General features: G+C 44.0%; 14 protein-coding genes and 1 pseudogene. 2 read left to right on the top strand and 13 right to left on the bottom strand.

Annotated features, from left to right (window positions below; translation table 11 throughout):
• Positions 1–48 precede the first annotated feature (48 nt).
• The gene (gene ald / locus AB3329_RS06790; protein WP_368395040.1) at positions 49–1,146 is read left to right on the top strand and encodes an alanine dehydrogenase; all 1,098 of its coding nucleotides are present in this window, start codon (positions 49–51) and stop codon (positions 1,144–1,146) included.
• Positions 1,147–2,229: 1,083 nt separating this feature from the next.
• On the opposite strand, the gene AB3329_RS06785 is transcribed toward ald, so the two are convergent.
• A complete protein-coding gene (locus AB3329_RS06785; RefSeq protein WP_368395038.1) occupies positions 2,230–2,874 on the bottom strand; it encodes an alpha/beta fold hydrolase in 645 nt (214 codons plus the stop codon).
• Positions 2,865–3,617: a PHP domain-containing protein gene (locus tag AB3329_RS06780; protein WP_368395037.1), complete on the bottom strand. Its 753-nt coding sequence runs from the start codon at positions 3,615–3,617 to the stop codon at positions 2,865–2,867. The genes AB3329_RS06785 and AB3329_RS06780 overlap by 10 nt, the downstream gene beginning before the upstream one ends.
• 234 nt (positions 3,618–3,851) lie before the next feature.
• Between AB3329_RS06780 and AB3329_RS06775 the strand changes: the two genes are divergently transcribed.
• Positions 3,852–4,997 carry a cobalamin-independent methionine synthase II family protein gene (locus AB3329_RS06775; RefSeq protein ID WP_368395036.1) on the top strand — a complete coding sequence of 382 codons (1,146 nt, stop codon included), beginning with the start codon at positions 3,852–3,854 and terminating at the stop codon, positions 4,995–4,997.
• 108 nt (positions 4,998–5,105) lie between these two features.
• On the opposite strand, the gene AB3329_RS06770 is transcribed toward AB3329_RS06775, so the two are convergent.
• The 11 genes and pseudogenes from AB3329_RS06770 to AB3329_RS06720 form a co-directional block, all read right to left on the bottom strand.
• A complete protein-coding gene (locus AB3329_RS06770; RefSeq protein WP_368395035.1) occupies positions 5,106–5,969 on the bottom strand; it encodes an alpha/beta fold hydrolase in 864 nt (287 codons plus the stop codon).
• A gap of 148 nt (positions 5,970–6,117) precedes the next feature.
• Positions 6,118–9,753: a helicase-exonuclease AddAB subunit AddA gene (gene addA / locus AB3329_RS06765; RefSeq protein ID WP_368395033.1), complete on the bottom strand. Its 3,636-nt coding sequence runs from the start codon at positions 9,751–9,753 to the stop codon at positions 6,118–6,120.
• 419 nt (positions 9,754–10,172) lie between these two features.
• Complete coding sequence (rexB, locus tag AB3329_RS06760) at positions 10,173–13,415, bottom strand: ATP-dependent nuclease subunit B (protein WP_368395032.1); 3,243 nt, start codon at positions 13,413–13,415, stop codon at positions 10,173–10,175.
• A gap of 638 nt (positions 13,416–14,053) precedes the next feature.
• The gene (pheT, locus tag AB3329_RS06755) at positions 14,054–16,459 is read right to left on the bottom strand and encodes a phenylalanine--tRNA ligase subunit beta (RefSeq protein ID WP_368395031.1); all 2,406 of its coding nucleotides are present in this window, start codon (positions 16,457–16,459) and stop codon (positions 14,054–14,056) included.
• A gap of 19 nt (positions 16,460–16,478) precedes the next feature.
• Entirely contained in the window at positions 16,479–16,994 is a 516-nt protein-coding gene (locus AB3329_RS06750) for a GNAT family N-acetyltransferase (protein WP_368395029.1), read from the bottom strand.
• A 137-nt stretch (positions 16,995–17,131) separates the two neighbouring features.
• The gene (gene pheS / locus AB3329_RS06745) at positions 17,132–18,175 is read right to left on the bottom strand and encodes a phenylalanine--tRNA ligase subunit alpha (RefSeq protein ID WP_368395027.1); all 1,044 of its coding nucleotides are present in this window, start codon (positions 18,173–18,175) and stop codon (positions 17,132–17,134) included.
• A gap of 327 nt (positions 18,176–18,502) precedes the next feature.
• Positions 18,503–19,363, bottom strand: coding sequence for a DNA/RNA non-specific endonuclease (locus tag AB3329_RS06740; protein ID WP_368395026.1), 861 nt, complete (start codon positions 19,361–19,363; stop codon positions 18,503–18,505).
• Positions 19,364–20,113: 750 nt separating this feature from the next.
• Complete coding sequence (locus AB3329_RS06735; RefSeq protein ID WP_067062834.1) at positions 20,114–20,302, bottom strand: DNA-directed RNA polymerase subunit beta; 189 nt, start codon at positions 20,300–20,302, stop codon at positions 20,114–20,116.
• A gap of 5 nt (positions 20,303–20,307) precedes the next feature.
• On the bottom strand, positions 20,308–21,576 hold the full coding sequence (gene murA / locus AB3329_RS06730; protein ID WP_368395023.1) for a UDP-N-acetylglucosamine 1-carboxyvinyltransferase: 1,269 nt from the start codon (positions 21,574–21,576) through the stop codon (positions 20,308–20,310).
• Between the two features lie 63 nt (positions 21,577–21,639).
• Positions 21,640–21,876, bottom strand: coding sequence for a DUF1146 family protein (locus AB3329_RS06725; RefSeq protein WP_368395022.1), 237 nt, complete (start codon positions 21,874–21,876; stop codon positions 21,640–21,642).
• Positions 21,877–21,932: 56 nt separating this feature from the next.
• Positions 21,933–22,114 (bottom strand): annotated as a pseudogene (locus AB3329_RS06720) (hypothetical protein); the annotation flags it as partial.

The raw sequence follows: 22,114 nt of genomic DNA, 5'->3' as shown, positions 1-22,114 counted from the left end.
AAAATCTTTGTGCGAAAATATTAGCATATAATGAAAGGGGTTACACTTATGATTATCGGTATACCTAAAGAAATTAAGAATAATGAAAACCGTGTGGCTATTACACCTGCGGGAGTTTTGGCCTTCAAACAAGACGGTCACGATGTTTGGATTGAAAAAGACGCCGGCAGCGGTTCAGGTTTTACAGATGCACAGTATGAAGCGCAGGGAGCTGTCATCAAAGATAAGGCACAGGACGTTTGGCAGGCTGAAATGGTGCTGAAAGTCAAAGAACCGCTGGCAAGCGAGTACCCTTATTTCCGCCCCGGACTGCTGCTTTTCACTTATCTGCACTTAGCTCCTGCTCCTGAGCTGACTCAGGCTCTTATTGACGGAGGAGTCATTGCGATTGGCTATGAAACGGTTGTCGATCACGGAACACTGCCGCTGCTCAACCCTATGAGTGAAGTAGCCGGCCGTATGGCAACACAGCTGGGAGCACAGTTTTTAACTAAAATTGAAGGCGGATCCGGTATTCTCCTCGGCGGTGTCCCCGGAGTGAAAAAAGGCCATGTTGTTATTATCGGCGGCGGTAATGTCGGTGTTAATGCCGCTCAAATGGCTGTCGGACTCGGAGCAGATGTCACTATTCTCGATGTCAATCCTCAGCGGCTGGCAGAATTAGACACACAGTTCGGCGGTAAAGTTCAAACCCTGATGTCCAATGCGCTCAACATTGCTGAAAGTGTAAAAGATGCAGATCTTCTGATCGGCGCGGTCCTCATTCCAGGAGCCAGAGCTCCAAAATTAGTCACAAAAGACATGGTTGCTCAAATGAAAACAGGATCAGTCGTCATTGATGTTGCAGTCGACCAAGGCGGTATCATCGAGACAGCTGACCGCGTGACAACACACGACCAGCCAACCTATGTCGTTGACGGAGTGGTTCACTATGCTGTAGCCAATATGCCCGGAGCGGTAGCGAGAACCTCTACCTTAGCTCTGACCAATGCTACACTGACCTATGCTTTAGAATTAGCCAATAAGGGAGCTGATAAAGCAGTCGCTGAAAGCAAAGCACTGCGTACAGGCCTAAATATCTACCGCGGCAAAGTCACCAACAAAGCAGTCGCCCAATCATTAGGACTGACCTACACAGACATCTAAAAACAAGATACAAAGGCCGTATAAAACGCAAAAGGAAAATAGGGGACTGACTGACGAATCGCCAGATTCTAAGTCAGGACATCTTTTTCCCGCAGCGTTTAGGCCGTGTTCAGTTCAATCAAGATACAAAGGCCGTTTAAGCTCAAAGCAAAAATAGGAGCCTGACCGATGAGTCATCAAAGACTCAAGGGAGGGCTATCTTTTTTGCACAGAGCTTAGGCCGTGTTCAATTCATCAAGATACAAAGGCCGTTTAAAAATCCGTATAAAAATAGGGACTGGCAAGTGATGCTGGGCATTACGCTGACAGGCATCTTTTTCCCGCAGCGTTTAGGCCGTGTTCAATTCATCAAGATACAAAGGCCGTTTAAGCTCACAGCAAAAATAGGAGCCTGACCGATGAGTCACTAAAGACTCAAGGGAGGGCTATCTTTTTTGCACAGCTCTTAGGGCGTGTTCAATTCACCAAGATACAAAGGCCGTATAAAACGCAAAAGGAAAATAGGGGACTGACTGACGAATCGCCAGATTCTAAGTCAGGACATCTTTTTCCCGCAGCGTTTAGGCCGTGTTCAATTAACAAGATACAAAGGCCGTTAAAAGAGCACAGCAAAAATGACGGTAAGCCAGAAATCTTCGATTTCGCCAGCGCACTTCTGCCAGAACGACTAGGGAGCGAGACAGAAACACAGACCGTAAAGTTCGATGTCTCGCCCCGCAAAGCCTAGCAGACATTTTAAAGCTTTGAAAAAGCGGCTAAAACGCTGCTAGGCTACTGCGTCTTGTTTATACTACAAGCAATGACTTGGGAGGCTAGGATTTTTGTCTGCTTTCAGACGTTTATGGCTGACGGTATCTAGGTAACGATACAGACTTCCGGCCCCCTCACTCTCCCTTTTCTGGGTTCGGGCTGAACTCATCCACTGGATAAGTTCACTCCCGCAGCGTTTAGGCTTTATCTAAAGGGCAAATTAAGAGGCTAGGGACAACTGTCCTGCCTCGTTTTAGTTTTTTAGAGATATGCGTTTGACGCAGTGGTTGATTGAAAGTTCTTATCCCTTGTCAGGCAAGGATAGCGACCTCCCTAATCAACTGTCCCACTCTCTTTTATCTGTTTGAGAAACTTTCTGATAATCACCGCTAATTCCTCGGGGCAGTCACGATTGAGCTCATGACCGCCCTGTGGTATAAGTGCAAGGTCAGCATCTTCCGGCAAGGCTGACATGGCTTTAGCCGCCGGCAGATTGAAGGTATCTTTTTCCCCACAGATAATCTGGACAGGGAGTTTGGTTTCTGTCAGTTCCCGACTGAGGTCAAAATCTGACAAACTGCTGTAAAATGAATTAAGATCTTTCTTATCCATCCCTTGTTTTTTCAGAATAAAGGCAGGCATGACTTTAAAAATTAAGCGCTGAAGCTGATAAAGGCAATTATTTTTCAGTTTATACTGACCGGCAATAAGTACCAGGCCTTTTAGATTAGGCAGATTATATTTAAGCATAGCAAGTGCCAAAATGGCTCCTAGTGACAGACCAATTAAAATAATACCCTGATCCTTTTTATGCTCCAGTTCCTGCTTTAATCTGCTTTCTATTTGATAAAAATCAGTCGGCAGTCCCTCATCAGCAAATAAATCAACAGTTACAGTCTGATAGTTGGGCAGAGCCTGAATAACCGGCTGCCAGACTTTTTGATTCTGTCCCAATCCGTGTAAAAAAATCAGCTGCATGACTTCCCTCCAATTAACTGGTCAGCGGAGATATCGTATTCGTCCAATATCTTTTGAATGTCTGAGAAGTGCAGTCTAAAGTGCTCCAGACGGTGCCCGTCTGAACCGACAGAATATCTGTCACAGCCCATTTTTTTAAGCAGCCCCAGCGCGTAGCGGTAGAGCGGCTCGTGATGGTAAAGATACATGCTTTTAGCGTTCAGCTCAAAAGCTAAACCGCAGTCAATCATCTTTTGGAAAATGCGGCAGAGCTGGACTTCATAGGCTTTTAGTTCTTCAGCTGTAATATCAAACAGACGAAAACCGTAATCAAAATGAGCCAGCACATCTGCTTCTACACGGCCAATGGCATATTCCAGCCGGTCCAAATAGTCCTGGATAACAGTAGGTCTGTCCATATGGGCTACTTCATCATCAAGATAATCATTGATGCCATTATGATGGACTGAGAGAAGCTTTAAATCATAGTCCTTATCAGCTAAATAAGCCAGAATATCGGCTTCACGAGGCTGATAATAGCCAATCTCAATGCCCCGCCTGATACGGTTGCCATAGCGTCGCTTAAGTTTCTCTATTTCCTTAGAATAGGCTTCATAATCAGGGATATCATCTTGCTGGCTGTAAGGATTGGATAAGTCATAATGCTCAGTCGTTACAATTTCACCATTATAATGTTCCAAATAATCACGAAAATCTGCATCAGAATCGTAAGAAAAATGAGTGTGTAAATGATTATCGCGCATATTTCCCTCCCACAAAATATAAGAGTTTAGGCCGTACTGAGTTCCATTAAGATACAAAGCCCGTGAAAAAATCTATTGCGGTCTTTACTTTATTTTATCATACGACATGGGCAAAAACATCTGAGTTTTAGATATAGTTTTAAACTATACCTCCTTTGCAAATTTAACTATTTTTCAAACAGGCTTTCTTTCGTTAAAATGGTAGCAACATACTATAGGACTGAGGTGTTCATTATGAGTCAATCGAAATTTCAACTGGTAGGGTCTCTTCTGAGACCGGCTGAGCTCCGCCACTATAAGACGGCTATTGAAAAGCGGGATGATATTACCTACCCTTTTTATGACCATTTTACCGGTTATCAGGAAACTGAAAAAGCGGCTATTCAGGCTGTTATTGCCCAGCAAAAGGAAAACGGTATCGATATACTGACTGACGGCGAGTATTCTAAATCGATGTGGCATCTGGATTTTATCTGGGGGTTAAAAGGTATCGAGCGCTATATCGCAGATCATGGCTATACTTTTAAGGATCATGACGGAGGGCAATACGAAACACGTAAAGATATCGGGATCCGCATTACAGAACCGCTCTCGGGCAAGAATCATCATTTTCTGGATATTTACAAATTGCTCAAAGCTGAAGCCGGAGAGACTGATACCAAGCTGACTGTCTGGGGACCGGCTCATGCTTATACAGAACTGGCCATTTTTGATGGTTTGGCTGGACCTGGTCAGGTTTATGAAAGCAATGAAGCTCTCAAAAAAGGATTAATCAAAGCTTATAAAGAGTTTTTAACAGAATATAAAGCAGCAGGCGGCGAAATTATCCAATTTGATGACTGTTTGTGGGAACTGTTTGACCAAAGCAATCCAGCAAGCTTTTTTGCAGACGGCAATGCTGCTTTAACGGATTTGGCTGATGAATTTATCCAAATCAATAATGAAGTAGTCGACTTCGGGCACCAATTAGGCCTTAAGGTTTGGACCCACAATTGCCGCGGCAATTATGAAAGCCGTTCTGCTTCAGGCGGAAGCTACGAGGCGATAGCAGAGAAATTCCTGCATGATCAGCATTATGACCGCTTCTTTTTGGAATGGGACAGCGATGTTTCCGGTGATTTGAAAGCTCTTGCCTCCCTTAAGGATTCTGATGCCGAAGTGGTTTTAGGTCTGCTTTCCAGTAAAACGACTGATTTAGATGATGAGGAACGTGCTTTGCGTCTGCTCGAAGAAGCCAGCCAAATCTTGCCTAAAGAACGGCTCCTGCTTTCGCATCAATGCGGTTTTGCTTCCTGCGATTCTGGAAATGAACTGGCTATCCCGCAGCAATGGGCCAAAATCAGGCAAGGACAAGAAATTGCCGAAAAATTCTGGACTTAAACAGGATTGCTGCTGATTTGCGGCTTACTTAAAAGAAACAGAGACAGTTCTCCATAATTGCTTGGCAGTCATGGAGAAGTGGCTCTGTCTTTTTTATTAAAACAAGTGTCAGGAGTTTTGCAGGAAACGAATCAGCATCTTCTTTTCTCTATCCGTCAAATCATGAAGATGTCCTCTGCTTTTCAGTTCATAGCAATTACAGTGGGGGAGAAGAATTTTTGCCTGAGGAAGGATGTATTGACTTGGGAAGAAACAGTCCTTCTCAGCTGCAATGACCAGAACCGGAGCCTTATAGTCTTTTAAGACGGCTTTACTGATATTTGGGGGCATCTTGACTTTCATTTTGACGTGGTCAAAACTATCTTTCAGAGAAGCCAAAAAGGCCGCGTTCTTTGAAAAGCTGCTCTGGGTCATGATATGAGCAGCTTTTTTAAGATAGCTGTCTTTTTTTGTAAACTGGTACAAGCTCAAGGGCAGAGCCATTTGAAAAAGAGCGCCGCTCATTTTATTATTAATAGCTGAAGGTACTTCTAAAACAGTTTTTTCCACTTTTTCAGGACTGACTGACATCAGCTGAATCAGAATTCCTGCTCCAAAAGACAAACCATGACAAAGGACCCTGTCAAAGCCTAACTGCTCTATCACTTCTGCAGCCCACAATCCGTATGTTTTATGGTAATGCCTGCCTTTAACATCATCGCTTTTTCCGGGCTGGCCTATAATATCGACAGAATAGATATGAAAGTCCGAGAATAAATACTCCTGCAGCAGCAGATTAAAAGCAGCTGACATGTTTCCGCCGTGAAAAAGCAGAAGGGGCCGGCCTGAAATATTGCCCGTTTCAATAACATGCGTTCGGCCGTAAGATGTAGAGATGCTGTAGTCCTGTATGCGGCTGCTAAGAAGGGTCAGCTGATAATCATACAGGTCATGTGAGAGTTTACGGCTTAAGGCATTTTTATAGACAGCCATCCCAAACCTCCTTTAAACAAGTTACAAAGCCCGTGAAAAACGCAAAATAAAAATAGGAGACTTCCCCAGGGTCACCAAAGACTCTAGGGAAGTCTATTTTTTACACAGCGTTTGGGGCGTGTTCAATTCAGGCTGCTCAACCTTAAAATTAAAGTTTAAGTACCTCCAATTTTTCTCCGCCCAGCAAAACCAAATATTGATCAACACATTCCATGCTGTAAGATCGGCTCAAGGCCTCTGCATACAGAGCCATCTGGCCTTGGTAGCGCTGCTTGATGGTCTGCGGATTTGTGAATTTATCTGTTTTATAATCAAAGAGCACCAGACGGTCTGATAAAAGGATATAGCCGTCAATAATTCCGCGGACAACAAACTTTTCTTGACTGGCTGGATCGTCTTTAAGCATAGCAAAAGGAGCTTCTCTATGCACCTTGTCGGCATTTTTTTGAATGAGCTGACCAAGTTCTGTCTGTTCGAAGAAGGCTAAAATTTTATCAACTTGAATGCTGTCCTTTACCGCCTGATCGGCATTTAATTCTGCCATAGAAGCTGTAATATCGGACATAGTCACTTTTTTAGAAAGAGGCAGGCGCTGCAGGAGTTCGTGAACAGCAGACCCAAGCACAGCAGCATCTGCTTTCTGCCGCTGTGAGAAATTGGGGAGCTTAAATGCAGGAGAGGTTTGGTAAAGACTATCAGCCACAGCCACTCCTTCTCTGTCCAAGACCGGCTCATAGAGTTTTTTAATCTGACTCGGTGTCCGAACCGTCGGCAGTGTAATGGCAGCTTCATAGCGCTCGTTTAATTGTTCAACGTTTTCTAACATGGCTAGAGCTTGCTGCAGCTCTTCAAGCCGGTTGCTTTCTGCCTTTTTCGAAATGAGATCTGAAGATGATTTTTGAAGCCTTCCAATCGGCTCCGTTTTTAGATCCTCATCTGTTACAAATCGTATTTTCAGGTACAGATCTTCTTGACTGTAGGCTGCCTGAACAGCAAGAACCCAGTCCTGAAAACTTTTTGCCTGTTCGCGATCAGACACTGGTAAAAACTGTCCTTGAGGGCTGTCAGCTGACCAGCGGCTGTCCCATTTCTCCTGACTGCCCTTGCCGACCAAATAAAGTTTCTGCTCTGCCCGAGTCATCGCGACATAGAGAAGCCTCATTTGTTCTGACAGTGCTGCGAGTTTTAGTTCCTGCTGATTTATTTGATAGGGTAAAGTTTCCATGCGAACTCTGACAGAGGGCAGGCTGCTTTCTTCTAACTCTTGCTTCATGTCCGCAGTATATTTGATACCGGCCCCATTTTGACGGCTGAGTATAATAGGGGAGCGGGAATCAGCCGGACTGAATTTTTTGTCCATGTTGAGCAGAAAAACATATTTGAACTCCAGCCCTTTACTCTTGTGGATAGTCATCAAATTCACAGCTTGTTTAGGGGCCGCGACTTCGACATCAGCCAAATCATTATCTGTCTCCAAAATTCTGTCAATCATTGTGATAAAGCGGGACAACCCTTTGAAACCATTTTTTTCAAACTGGTCAGCTCGCAAGGCCAGAGCATATAAATTGGCCTGAGCCTGCCTGCCGTTTGGAGAAGAAGCAACATAATCATAGTAAAAACAGTCATTATAGATTTTCCAGATTAAATCATAGAGCAGATGAAGTCTGGCAAAATCCCGCCAGCTGCGAAAGACTTTGAGAAAGGCTTCCACTTTCATCTGCAGTTCAGGATGAATAAGCTCCATGTGCTGACCGCGCCTGCCGAAGACATTTTCAATTTTTTCATAGAAGTTCTGCTGGTGTCCGTCCTTAAGTGTCTGTAAGGAAAGACGCGCCAGTTCATCCTCATCGAAGGCGAACATTGGGGAACGCAAAAGAGCGACTAGGGCATAGTCATTAAGCGGGTTGTCAATACTGCGCAAGGTGTCCAGCATAACCATGACTTCGACAGATTTCAAATAATTCTGCTCCCCGCCGTCAGCAACCAAAGGAATACCAAATTTGTTAAAGGTCTGTACAATATCATCATTGCGTGTTCTGGCAGCGACCAGCAGACTGATATCTTCAAAAGCAACCTCCTGCTCATTATGCAGACGGATAATTTCCTGAGCAACCAATTTAACTTCTCCAGGACTTATCAAATCATCTGACAGCTCTTCTTCTGCTTGTGTTTGACTGTCTGTATCATAAATCAAAAATTCTGTCTCATTCTGCGGACGCAAAAGCTGTTGTCCTGCACTGCCGGCAACCAATTTGTGGTTTTTATCATAAAGAATATCACCGATCTGTTCATCCATCAGATGGCTAAAAAGACTGTTGACAGATGCTAAAACGTTTACGTGACTGCGGAAATTTTCTTTTAGAATAATGAGACGCCCTGCGTCCGGATTTTCCTGAAAATCCTTAAACTTTTGATTAAAAATTTGGGGATCAGCCTGCCGAAATCGATAGATAGACTGTTTCATATCTCCTACCATAAAACGGTTGCGACCGTTAGATAAGAGCTCCAGCAGCCGCTCCTGCATATGATTGGTATCTTGATATTCATCCACCATGACTTCGTAATATTTATCCTGATAGGCATGGCGAATCGTTTCATTTTCTTCCAAAATAGCAATAGCAAAATGGGCAATATCAGTAAACTCAAAAACACTTTCCTGAATTTTAGCCTGCAGGTATTGCTGAGAAAAATCAAGGACAAAAGCCTGCAGCAATTCCAGCAAAGGCTGACTTTCAGCTTGATAACTTAAGACAGTCTCCAAGTGCCGAAAACTGTTCAGTCGGCTGTGCAAATTCTTAAAAACCGGGTACTTTCTGCCGGCAACCGTTACGGCAGAACCGGCAGGAAGAAGGTCAGTAACATCGCCTATAAAATCAGAAAGACTGCCCTTGCCGTAATTCTCAGCAAAATGCAGAGCCCAATCCGATAGATTTTCTATAATACGGAGATGCTTTTGATAGGCCGCAGTCAGCTTTCCTTTGCTTGTATACTTTTTATAGTCTTCTAATTCTGTCACATCTCGCAGACTGTCTGCAGCTTCCTGCATCGCAGCAAGCAAATTGCTGATAAACAGCTGGGGGACAGAGTCAGTATCGGTATAAGTCTGAGATCCTTTTAAAAAGACGTTCTGCAACCATTTCTTAGGATTGCTGGTCGACTGACTGAAAGCATGAATCTGATAGACAACCTGTTTAAAGGCCTGCAGATCTTTACGATAGCCGGAGAAATTTTTAACTAATTTGCGGAAAAGATGAGCCTGCCTGCCTTGGCTGTAGTCGCTGAAAAGGTCGCTGAAGACTTCATCTTTAAGAATATCCTGCTCGCTTTTATCCTGTATAATCCGATAGTTAGGTGCAATCCCCAATATATAGCCATAGCGGTTAAGAATTTGCTGAGTAAAAGCATCCATTGTTCCAATATCAGCAACAGGAAGACTGGAAAGCTGTTCACTCAAATACTGTTTAAGCGCCTTATCATCTGTTTCCTGCAAGGCTTCTCTCAGTTTTTTTTCCAAACGTTCTTTCAGTTCTCCGGCAGCTTTAACTGTAAAAGTGGAAATAAACAAACGGTCTACACTTATCCCGCATAAAATTTGGCTGATAATCCTCTCAACCATTACGAATGTTTTTCCAGAACCTGCAGAAGCAGAAACAAGAATATTGCTGCCTTGTGTATAAATAGCCTCAATCTGCTCAGCTGTACGCTTTTGACTGCGCTGAGACTGAGCTTCCCTGAGCTGCAGCTCTTTAATCTCCTGATCTGTCAAAAATGACTTAAAAGACATTCCCCCTCCTTTTACACACAAGATACAAAGCCCGTTAAAAGAGCAAAGCAAAAATGACGGTAAGCTCGAAATCTCCGATTTCGCCAGCGCACCTCTGCCAGAACGACTAGAAAGGTGCAGTCGACTGTTAAGACGACAAAGCTTTCAGACGTTTACGGCTGACGGTAAGCTCGAAATCTCCGATTTCGCCAGCGCACCTCTGCCAGAACGACTAGAAAGGTGCAGTCGACTGTTAAGGCGACAAAGTTCGTTGTCCCATCCCCCAAATTTAAAGCTTTGAAAAAACGAATAAAGTACCGCTAGACGACTAGCGTCTTGCACATAACACTATAGCAAACATTAAGGCCTATTTTTAAAATCGTCCTTCAGACGTTTACGCTGGCAGTAACGCAGCCGGCCCATTTAACATGGGGCAGAGTCTATTTCTTCTCTATTTTATCCTTTTCATCTCGCATTAATTTCAGAAATCCTTCCCGCTTTTCTTTCTGCGGTAATTTCAGAAGCCGTCTGGCATAGCCTAAGTCCTGATCAGCACTGAAACGTGTAATTGCCTTGAGCTGATCACCCTGAACGGTGCGGCCGTCCTCACTGTAAGGATTAATGAGAAACTTGCCTTGCCGGATTCGGTCAGCAGCTTTAAGATATAAGGATTTATTATACTGAAGCAAAAGAGCTAGCTCTGACTGACTGTAAAGAGACTGATGCAGGTGGTAGAGATTTTTAGGAAGTTTTTCACTTTCACTATCTAAAAAAAGGCCTCTGTAGGTTAATTCCTTATGCAGTTCCCCCACAATACCACCAATAACTTTCACCTTGTTCAAATCAATCTGAGGTTCCTGCATTTGAAGATACATAGCCCCAAAAACAGACGGATCTGCCGACAGCTGCTGATTATCATATAAAGCCGCCAGATAAGTGACCAGCTGAGGACTCAGACCATTATAAAAACGGCCGATATCAAAAGAATTTCTACTGGACTTATAATCCACAATCCCAAGGCTCCCGTCTGCCAGAGCATCAATTCGGTCAATGATACCCTGAACAGTGACCTGTCTGTCCAGTGTAAAACTAAAGCTCTGCTCCTCGCTTTGAACGCTGAAAGGACTGATCTGTGCCAATACAGCACCTGTGCTTTTGGCAATATCTTCTAAAACAGTCAGAATATAACGGCTCTCCGCATTTTCTTCATAAACGTCCCGGAAACGTTTATCTTGATTAACGGCTGTCAGCGCCCCTTCTAATTTTTGGTCAAAAGAACGGTCTGTTCTGTCCTGCATCAGCAGTTCAAAAACTTTGTGCAGGTAAGTGCCATGATAGCGCACATCTGGGTGAATGCTGTCCTGCTCCTGCAGTCCCAGCACATACTGTAAGAAATACTTATACTGATTATTATAAAAAACAGTCAAAGCTGACGCCGATAGATTAAGCGGCTGACTGTCAGGAAAACGCAGCCGCATCACTTCATCAGCAACTGTCTTAGTGCTCAGATGATGGACCGGTTCTGGAAGAGTCAGATTATCCTGATCCAGCTCTCTCTGTAAATATTGGGCGGCTTTTGACCAAAAAGAGGGGGTCTTCTCAAGAAGATCTTCCTTAATCATAATGTTATTAAAGCCAAGCAGGCTGGATAAGACTCTTTTATGATGACCGATATCAGACGGACCGGTTAACTGCTCTGCCGGTCCTTTTTCCACAATTGGGACACCCATTTCCGCTAACTCAAGCAGGTAAGGCGATATGTCATCTGCAGCTTCATTTAAAATCTGCGGCATACTGAGGACCAATTCCTGCTGAGCCGCTGCAAAAAGCGACAAGGCAAGAAAATGGTTTTTCTTCATATTTTCCTGACTGACAATGGCAAAATGCCGACCTTCCGGCGCAGCCGCATTAACTCTTTCTCTTTCTTCATCTGAAATAAGACTGAAATTGCGGGACATTTTAGGAAAATTTGTCCGGGTCATGCCCAAGGCAAAGACAAACCTGTTGCTGTGGGGCTCAATTAAGTCATAAGATTTAACATGAACCACATCAAGAGTTGCCGGCACTAAGCGGTATTGGGCAGCCAGTATACCGCTTTTCAGCAGTGTCAAAAATTCCGCTACGCTGAGTTTTTCCTGACCGAAAACAGTCTGAAACTGCTCTAAGATATTGGTAAAAGTCTGCCAGACCTGCTCATGCTGTTCTGCTTCTGCTTGAGGTAAATCAACCGTCAGTTTGGTAAAATTATCAGTAAAACGGGCAGTATCCAGCAAAGACAGAAATTTTTTCAGAAGCGACTTTCCCAGCTGCTTCTGACTTTTGAAAAAGGTCTGCAAAGGCGCAGTAAGCTGCTGCCGCACTGCATTTAAAGCAGCTAAAGAATATTTTCCCTGATTATTGCTGGTGAAGTCTTTGGTAAATCTGGCCTGCCCTTTAATATCAGCATAAAGCAGGTACTGGATAAATTTATCAGAAATCTCCTGACTCAAAGTTCCGAAAAGTCTCGACTGAAGCAGATTAATCATATCTTCTGTCCGCCAATTATAACGTTTAAGACGCTCTAAGGATTCAATAAAGCGAACAAGCGGGTGGCTGCTCATGGTCTCTGCCTTGCCAAAATAATATGGAATTTCATATTTGTCGAAAATCTTGCCCAGCTGCAAACGGTAGGCATCAACATCGCCCAGCAACACAGATATATCCTTGTAGCGGTAACCCTCAGATAACTTCTGCCGGATAGCTCGGGCCAAATGTTCGACTTCCTCTTTTTGGTTAACAGCCTGCCAAATGCTGATATGCTGCTTATCTTTCTCATTTAAAACAGATGAAGAACTTTCAGTAAAATCATGTTTTGCTTCAAAGAGACGGGAAAGACGGGTTAAACTGTCCAGACCCTTATCAGGTCCTTCAGTATAAACCGGCCTGGTCTGAAATTTCTCTGCTAAGGCAGCAAAGAAACTCAAACTGGCTTCATACACATTACCGGCTGTAAACGAGGCTTTATAGGCCTTTTGGCTGATGTAAGTTCCAATAAGGATGTCGTCGCATCTACCATGCAAGAGTTCAATTAAGTGCTCTTCTTCTGCTGAAAAACGAGTAAAGCCATCTATAATCAGCACAGTGTTCTTCAGGCTCTCATCTATAATTCCGGATTCTACTTTTTGAGCAAAATAAGCCAGAGGGCTTTGATTAGTATAGCCGCCAAGCTCCAAAAGGGTTTCAGCAGCTGTTAAAATCTTCCGTAAATCATCCTCTTTCTCCGGTGAATCCAAGTCTCTTAAATCTGAAGCAGCCAAGTTGGCTGTCTTTAATTCTTGATGCAGCTCCACCAGCTGCCGGATAAAATTGGGATCCTGCCGCAGACCGCCATAAACATTTAAATCTTCCGGCGCAAAGGCCGCTAAAGCGCGGTAAAACAACATAGACAGGCCTGTGTCATCAAGTGTCTGCCGGGATTTATAATCATTTAAGGTAAAATAACGAGCCATTTGCACAAAACGCGTGACTGTAATAGCAAAGGAGGCCTGAGTAGGCAAAACCTGCAAAACAGCTCTTTCTTTTTCAAAAGACAGCGAACTGGGAGCAATGTAAAAAACACGCTTCCCTTTTTTTGAAAAAGCATAGGCCTTTTGTGCCAGAATATCTGTTATATTATATTGAATATCTGTATAAAGCAGCTGCATAATACTCCTTTGCCCTGAAATCTGTTTTGCTTTTAAAACATGCCAAACTATCGCTTAAGACAGGCCCTAGCTTAAAAGAATAAACAGATATATTACAGGTCACCAAACAAAAGTCTGAAAATCGCTTGAGTCTCATTTAAGAACAGAAGTTAAATAAAGAGACAGCTCTTTTCGGCCCTATCTCTTGAAAAAGGTAAAATTTTAAGGTTTTCTTGTCTTTTTATTATATCAAAAAGACAGCCTGACTGCTTTGTTTTAGCTGGGGCAAGTCAGAAAAACTCTGCAGGACAGCCAAATAGCCAAACATTGCTGACCTTATACATTAACTCTCCAAAAATTAACAGCTAAATTAAACAGCCCTAAGAGCTGCGAAGCGAGGCAGGACTTTTGTCCCAGCCTCGCTTCACTTTTTTAGATACATGCGTTTGACGCAGTGGTTGTTTGGAGACTCTTAGCCCTTATCAAACAAGGGACAGCGACCTCCTTAATCAACTGTGCGGAGATGGGACAGATGGGACAAGAAAAGCAAATCATCATTTTATGACGATTTGATTTACCGATTTGTGTCCCACTCCCTTTTTGATAGTTGCAGATAAAGCCTTAGCACGGTCTCTTTTTGCAGTCTTGCAGGGTTTGTTTTAGCGAATCTCTGCGCCGATACGATCAGTCAGGGCTCCTGTGATTTTTTCCATATATTTGGCAACATCATCATCGGTTAGATTAGCTGCAGGATTTTGGAAAGTCAGATTGTAGGCCATCGATTTCTTATTACCTTCAATATGGCTTCCCTCATAGACATCAAAGAGTTTCACTGCCGATAAATATTTGACATTTGCTGACGCAATTGTCTCAAGCACTTCTTTATGGCTGACGGTTTTATCCAGTAAAAGGGCAATGTCCCGAGAAACACTTGGAAATTTGACAATCTCTTGGAAGACTTTAGCGGGCTGAATTTTAGCCGAAACAGCGCTTAGACTCAATTCAGCGACATAGGTTTCCGGGATTTCATAGGCTTTAGCGGTACGTGGATGGACCTGACCTAAATAGCCTATTGTCTGACCATCTAATAAAATCAAAGCTGTACGGCCGGGATGCATACTGCTGAACTCCTTGCTGGCTGAAAAATCGAAATGAAGTCCCAGTTTATCGGCCAATGTTTCAATAATGCCTTTTATATAAAAGAAATCAACGGGAAGAGCGGGCGTTTGAAAATCTTTTTGAGCAACTAAACCAGAGATCGCCACCGCAAATGTGTCGACCTCATTTGGCAGCTCTTCCGTAGGGCTGCCGGTTTGTTCAAAGATCTTGCCAATCTCATAAACAGCAATATTGGTATTTTTACGAGCTGCATTATAGGCGATAGTATCAAGCATTCCGGCAACCATATTCTGCCGCAGGGCAGACCGCTCTGTACTCATCGGCCACATCAGTTCTGTCAGCTGACTGGGCTGAAAAGTAAATTCCAGAGCCTTATCAGGCCTTGTCAGGGCATAAGAGATAATTTCTGATAAGCCGGCCCCTTCGGCAATCGTCCGTACCTTGCGGCGCAGTTTCTGCGCTTTGGTCAGCTCTCCAAGCGTTCCAGCTGTTTCCGGCAAGGTTGTAGGCAGTTTATCATAGCCGTAAATACGAGCGATTTCTTCTACCAAATCAGCTTGAATCTTAATATCCCAGCGCCGTCTGGGAACAGCTACCGTAAAGGCCTCTGCTCCGCCGCTCACAGTAAAACCAAGCTGGTCAAAAATGGCTTCAATATCACTGAAGGTCAGTTCTGTTCCCAAACGAACATTAACATAGTCAAGGCTGCTGGAAACGGCTACCGTATCTGTCGGAAGAAAGCCTGCTTCAACACGGCCGTTAAGCACTGTCCCGCCTGCAATCTCTGCCAGCATAGCTGCAGCAAAGTCAAGGGCTTCAGCAACAGTGGCATAATTAACCCCTTTTTCAAACCGAGCGGAAGATTCCGAACGCAGATTCAGCCGGCTCCCTGTTTTCCTAACAGCTCCAGCATCAAAAACAGCCGCTTCAAGAACAACACGATTTGACTGCTGATTAATTTCGGTAGCAAGCCCTCCCATCACACCGCCAAGTGCAACTGCCTGGTCAGCTACAGAGATTACAATATCATCAGAGATTAATTCACGTTTTTGACCGTCCAAAGTCACCAAGGTCTCACCATCATGTGCATCACGCGCTACAATTTCTCTGCCTTTAAATGTATCCAAGTCAAAGGCATGCATGGGCTGACCAAAATAAAGCAGGATATAATTTGTTATATCAACGATATTATTAATCGGACGGATACCTGCATTCATCAGCAGATTTTGCAGCCACTGAGGGCTGGGGGCGACTGTTACATTTTCAACTACCCGCGCCTGATAGCTTAAGACCTTATCAGATTCAATAGCGACCTTAATCAGATCTGCGGCTTTTTTTTCTGTTTCAATCAGCCTTTTTTCTGGAAAATGAACTTTCTTGTTATAAATAGCTGCCACTTCGTGAGCTACACCGCGCATAGACAGTGCATCTGCCCGGTTAGGTGTGATGGCCAATTCGATAATCTCGTCGTCCCAGTCTAAATAAGGGAAAACACTGCTGCCGGGAACAGCATCCTCCGGCAGATAATAAATACCGTCAGCATAAGCTTTGGGGACAACAGAAGCAGAAATCCCCAGTTCTTGAAGGGAACAAATCATCCCTAAAGATTCCATACCGCGAATCTTGCCCTTTTTAATTTTATAGTTGTCAGCAATACGGGCACCGGGAAGAGCTACAATGACCTTAATACCGGCTTTAATATTAGGTGCACCGCAGACAATCTGGCGCAGTTCATCTTCTCCAACATTGATCTGACAGCGGTAAAGATGGGTTTCAGGCACCTTTTCACAGCTGATAACTTCGCCAACCACAATTTTCTTAAGACCTGCGGCTGGGCTTGTAACACCTTCTACTTCAATGCCTGTCACCGACATTTTATCCGAAAGTTCAAGGGCTGTCACATCTAAATCAACAAGTTCCTGCAACCATTTATAACTAACTAACATAATAACCTGACTTTCTTTTTTATTTTAACGCTTTTTTCAATAACCAGTCTTTATCCAGCTTATCTCCTACTGCAAACAGATGCTCAGAAAATTTGACAAAACCATACTCAGCATATAAAGACTGGGCTTTTAGATTCTTTTCCCAGACACCCAGCCATGCCCAGTCGCAGCCGGAAGCCTGAGCCAGCTCAAGTGCGAACTCAAAGAGTCTTTTTCCTAATCCCCGGCCTTGAAATTTCTGTAAAATGTAGAGACGCTGAATTTCAAAAGCTGAAGGCAGAATTTGCTCAGTCTGAGCTGATCCCCAGTTCACCTTTAAAAAACCGGCTTCCTGACCGTCAAGCAGAAGAAAATACGTGTCAGACTCATGACTTTGAAGCTCTTCTCGCAAGACCGGCAGGCTGTAGGCCTGATTAAAAAAGACTTGGAGCTGTTTTGGACTGTTATCAAAAGCAAAGGTTTGACAGAATGTTTCAATCGCTATTTCCTGCAATAAAGGCAGTTTATCCGGACTGACTTTCTTTATCTCAATCATCTTACACCTCCACAAGGTCTGTTTTGACCGGTTGCGTCTGCTGCAGTTTTGCAACTCTTTCATCGACCGATCCGGCGGAACCAGAGCACACTTATTATATAAATTCTCTCTTAACCGTTTTAAGACAGAGAGCTGCCCTACTTAAACTGCTGGATGAAACGGATATCTCCTTGATAAAAGTCGCGGATGTCATTGATACCGTAGCGCAGCATGGCAATCCGCTCCTGCCCCAGACCAAAAGCAAACCCTGAATATTTCTCAGCATCCACACCGCTCATTTCCAGGACAGACGGATGGACCATACCGGCGCCGAGAATTTCAATCCAGCCCGTTTTCTTACAAACATTACAACCCTCTCCGCCGCATTTAAAACAGGAGACGTCTACCTCAACTGAAGGTTCGGTAAAAGGGAAATAAGACGGACGCAGCCGAATACGGCGATCCTGTCCAAACATTTTTTGGCTGATTAATTCTAATGTTCCCTTTAAATCTCCCATTGAAATTTGTTCACCGACAACCAGCCCTTCAATTTGATGAAACTGGTGTGAATGGGTCGCATCGTCAGTATCCCGGCGAAAAACCCGGCCAGGCGAGATCATCTTCAGCGGTCCCTTGGAAAAATCATGGCTGTCCAGCGTCCGAGCCTGAACAGGACTGGTATGGGTCCGCAGCAGGATATCCTGACTGATATAGAAGGTATCCTGCATATCACGTGCCGGATGGTCTTTGGGCAGGTTCATGCGTTCAAAATTATAATAGTCTTCTTCGACCTCAAGACCATCAACAACCTGATAGCCCATACCTAAGAAGATATCTTCAATTTCTTCACTGATCTGACTGAGAACATGCCGGCTCCCCAGTTTAATCTGCCTCCCCGGGAGCGTAACATCCAGACTTTCAGATTCTAACTGAGCCTGGATTTTAGCTGCCTCAATTATTTTAGCCTGCTCTTCAAAGGCTTTTGTCAGCACATCGCGCACTTCATTTACCTGCTTGCCGACAATCGGACGAGCCTCAGCAGATAATTCTTTCAGCCCCTGCAAGAGTTCCGTCAAAGATCCCTTTTTCCCTAAAATCTGAACGCGCAGTTCCTGCAATTCCTTAGCGTTATCACCGCGCATTTTTGCCAGCTTGGCTTGTGTTGAATTTTTTAAATCTTCTAATCGTTCTTGTAATTCCATCGTCTTTCCTTCCTGTCGGTTAAGTAGGATTGTGCTGCAGCATTTTGCCATCAGCAGCCGGACAGCCTGCTGCCATAAAAAAATGCCAACGCTCCTTCATTTCTGCGGAGCGTTGACACGCGGTACCATCCGTTTTCTGCCTGATATTTACCAAGCCTTAATTGCTAAAGTCCCTGTCTTTGAGTGAATTCACCTTATTTTCATTTAGGAGGTTTCCAGTCGCAGCCCCCTTTCCCTGTCAAACTGCCATAAGGTTACTAGTCTCAGTGACTTCGAATCCTATTCAATTACTATTTATTCTAACAAAATTTTAAAACATTGACAAGATTAATTCACTAGGATTTCACCCGAATAATAATTGACAGTCAGACCGCTTTGGACATTAGGGACAAAAACATTAAATTCTAAACTGCCGTCCGCTGATTTGGCTTCAAGCTGTGTTCCGCTGGCCAAAATATTATCTCCATCGTAAATCAAAGTCACTCGGTAACGAACACGTTTATTACTGTCCAGAGCTTTTCTGACAAGACTTTCATAATAGTTTTGACCGGTTGCGTCTGCTGAGGAAGCCTGATTAGCCCAAGCAAGCTGTGTGGCAATATTATCTGGATTGCTTGTCGAAGCATCATAGCCCCGAAGTCCTCCCACCAGAGAATAAGCCAGCAAATGCCCCCGGTCGACAGCATGATCGTAAGGACCAGATAAATTTTGAATTTGATGCCAGCCCGGAGGTGTCCAAGAATTTGTGCGATTGCCAGTTTCCTGCCGGCTTTTATACTGTCTGGTTGATTTTGCTAAAAGAGCATTGGCAACTGTCGGAACCTTTTCTCCCTGAACAGTCTTTGTTTTATTGTTAGCATAAGGGGCGCTTGAAACCTTGGCATTTAAATCGGTCTGATTATTATTGATAATATAGGCGCCTGCGCCATTCCATTGGATGGAAGGGCCGAGCTGCTTTTTGACATTTTCTGTTAAGACCGTTTCTGCTAAAGACTGATCCGGTCTTTTAGCCTGCAGGTCTGAACCGTTAGAAGAAGGTGCAGAAGACGGTTCAGCAATAAAATCTGTGAGCTCCTTAACAAGCGGATTATTGGAAAGCGGTGTTCCGCCAGCTAACAGGCTTCCTCCCAAAAGAAGCAGAAAAAGTAAGAGAGAAAGGATAGATTTTTCTCTTCTCTTATTCTTCAATGCAGTCCCTCCTCCATCAAGATACAAAGCCCATTTAAAAATCCGTATGAAAATAGGGGATGGCAAGTGATGCTGGCATCACGCTGACGGCCATCTTTTTCACTAGGATTTTAGGGCGTGTTCAATTCATCAAGATACAAAGCCCGTGAAAAACGCAAAAGGAAAATAGGGGACTGACTGACGAATCTCCAGATTCTAGGTCAGGCTATCTTTTTCCCGCAGCGTTTAGCCCATGTTCAATTCATCTAGATACAAAGGCCGTTTAAAAATCCGTATGAAAATAGGGGATGGCAAGTGATGCTGGCATCACGCTGACAGCCATCTTTTTCACTAGGATTTTAGGGCGTGTTCGATTCCATCAAGATACAAAGCCCGTGAAAAACGCAAAAGGAAAATAGGGGACTGACTGACGAATCTCCAGATTCTAGGTCAGGCTATCTTTTTCCCGCAGCGTTTAGCCCATGTTCAATTCATCAAGATACAAAGCCCGTTTAAAAATCCGTATGAAAATGGCGGTAAGCCAGAAATCTTTGATTTCGTTGGCGCACCCCTGCCAAGACGACTAGAAGGGTGCGGGCGGCTCTTAAGACGACAAAGCCTTCAGACGGCTACGGCTGGCGGCAACTAGGTAACGATACAGATTTCTAGCCCCCTCACTCTCCCTTTTCTGGGTTCGGGCTGAAATCATCCACTGGATGATTTCACTGCACAGAGCTTAGTTGCGTTCCAACAAGAAAAAGCAGGACCGTCCTACTTTCCCGTGAATTTACTGATCAGTTCCTGCCATTTGTCAGGCGACAGCAGAGCAAAAGGATTTTCTCCGTCTCCTATAAAACTGTAGCCAAGCATCAGACCGACAGCAAAACATAAAAGACATAAAAGAGCAATAAAGAAAACAAGCAGTAACTGTTTAAGGACATATTTCCAGCCGCTATTCATAATGATTAACCTGCAACTCGTTGAATTTTAGCACCTAACTGAGCTAATTTTTGGTGAAAATGGTAGTAGCCGCGATCCAGATGTGTCAGCTTACCTACAGTTGTTCTGCCGTTAGCAACCATACCTGTAAGAATCAAGGCAGCACTGGCCCGAAGATCTGTTGACATCACAGGTGCCCCCTGCAATTCTTCACCGCCGTGAATCATCGCTGTATCGCGTAAAATTTCTGAATGCAGCCGCATCCGACGCATTTCTTCTAAATGCTGGAAGCGGTTTTCAAAAACAGTCTCAATCATAGTAGACTCGCCTTTGACAACAGCCATTAAAGCTGTAAACTGAGCCTGCATATCTGTTGGAAAACCGGGATGGGGCATCGTTTTAACAGTCACCGGTCTCAGTTTTTTGACATCGGACTTCACCCGAATACCTTTCTCCTCATCTGTCACTTCCACTCCCATCTCACGAAGTTTCGAAATCAAGGGCCGATTATGTTCCCAGACAGCATCTCTGATTAAAACATTGCCTGAGGTCATCGCTGCTGCGACCATAAAAGTACCAGCCTCAATCCGGTCCTGAACCACATCATGATCGGCACCGTGAAGGCGGTCAACCCCTGTAATCACCAGAGTTTCTGTTCCGGCTCCTTTAACATTGGCTCCCATTTTATTCAGTAAAAGAGCTAAATCAACAATTTCGGGTTCCCGTGCAGCATTCTCAATAATGGTTACACCTTCAGCCAAGGTTGCTGCCATCATCAGATTCTGCGTTGCACCTACAGACGGAAAATCCATATAAATCGTTGTGCCATGGAGTCTGGAAGCCGTCGCAGTGATATCTCCTCCTGACTGGCGAATCTCTGCTCCCATCGCTTCCAAGCCTTTCAAATGCAAATCAATCGGCCGGCTGCCAATGGTACAGCCACCAGGCATCGACACTTTAGCATGCCCGTTTCGGGCCAAGATAGGGCCGAGAACGACAATCGAAGCCCGCATCTGACTGACATACTCATAAGGAGCAACATCTAAAATATCTCCGGAAGCATCAACAGTCACCATATTCTGATCTTCATCAAAATCAACAGAAATATTCAAACCTCTGACGACATGATTCATGGTAAAAACATCTGAAAGAATGGGAACATTTGTTAATCTCGTTTTGCCTTCCGTCGGTAAAATGGTTGCAGCCAGCAAAGGAAGCACAGCATTTTTGGCCCCCTCAATGACGACTTCACCTTCTAAGCGGGTATGACCGCCTTCAATTATTATCTTATCCAACTTTTTCTCCATTTCTTAAGACCTAATACTTAAAATTATATCATAGTTTGGAGAATTCTGCCCTTATTGTAGTATAAAAAAGAGGTTCTGACTGATTTCAATAACTTCCAGCATTAAGTGGCTGACCAGATAGCCTAAGGCGGCGCTTAACAAAATCACAAAGAGCCTGAGACGCCTGATATTTTCAGGAGTCATTTTAATGGCCTTATGCCAGTCAAAAACACTGGTCAGCAGCTGGAAAAAAAGAATCGTAAAAAAAAGATGCGACGCTAAAGCGATAATATTATTAATGATTTCCATAAGAGTTATTATAACAAAAAGTCACACTTACTGCAGTAGCGTGACTTTTTGAAATTTCAAATCTTATCATAATCATTTAAATGATCGGACAGAACAGTTTCAATAGCCTTACGCCCTGCTCCCTTTATCGCCTTGTCCAGCTGACCGCCTAAAGCCTCTATCTCACTCTTGGCCTGCAGCGCCCGCGCACTTATCTTCTCATCATAATCACTGACCAAACTGCGCCGCTCACTCTTTA

It is taken from the genome of Streptococcus huangxiaojuni, assembly GCF_040930515.1.
GTDB lineage: Bacteria > Bacillota > Bacilli > Lactobacillales > Streptococcaceae > Streptococcus > Streptococcus huangxiaojuni.
Note: the sequence above shows the minus strand (reverse complement) of the source record. Positions and strands in the feature narration are given on the sequence as shown.

What these genes read in the sequence shown, in the direction of transcription:
- AB3329_RS06775 (WP_368395036.1), top strand. Translation starts at nt 3,852, where the DNA reads ATGAGTCAATCGAAATTTCAACTGGTAGGGTCTCTTCTGAGACCGGCT.
- AB3329_RS06780 (WP_368395037.1), bottom strand. Translation starts at nt 3,617, where the DNA reads ATGCGCGATAATCATTTACACACTCATTTTTCTTACGATTCTGATGCA.
- pheT (WP_368395031.1), bottom strand. Translation starts at nt 16,459, where the DNA reads ATGTTAGTTAGTTATAAATGGTTGCAGGAACTTGTTGATTTAGATGTG.
- AB3329_RS06785 (WP_368395038.1), bottom strand. Translation starts at nt 2,874, where the DNA reads ATGCAGCTGATTTTTTTACACGGATTGGGACAGAATCAAAAAGTCTGG.
- AB3329_RS06725 (WP_368395022.1), bottom strand. Translation starts at nt 21,876, where the DNA reads ATGGAAATCATTAATAATATTATCGCTTTAGCGTCGCATCTTTTTTTT.
- AB3329_RS06735 (WP_067062834.1), bottom strand. Translation starts at nt 20,302, where the DNA reads ATGAATAGCGGCTGGAAATATGTCCTTAAACAGTTACTGCTTGTTTTC.
- AB3329_RS06770 (WP_368395035.1), bottom strand. Translation starts at nt 5,969, where the DNA reads ATGGCTGTCTATAAAAATGCCTTAAGCCGTAAACTCTCACATGACCTG.
- addA (WP_368395033.1), bottom strand. Translation starts at nt 9,753, where the DNA reads ATGTCTTTTAAGTCATTTTTGACAGATCAGGAGATTAAAGAGCTGCAG.
- ald (WP_368395040.1), top strand. Translation starts at nt 49, where the DNA reads ATGATTATCGGTATACCTAAAGAAATTAAGAATAATGAAAACCGTGTG.
- pheS (WP_368395027.1), bottom strand. Translation starts at nt 18,175, where the DNA reads ATGGAATTACAAGAACGATTAGAAGATTTAAAAAATTCAACACAAGCC.
- AB3329_RS06750 (WP_368395029.1), bottom strand. Translation starts at nt 16,994, where the DNA reads ATGATTGAGATAAAGAAAGTCAGTCCGGATAAACTGCCTTTATTGCAG.
- rexB (WP_368395032.1), bottom strand. Translation starts at nt 13,415, where the DNA reads ATGCAGCTGCTTTATACAGATATTCAATATAATATAACAGATATTCTG.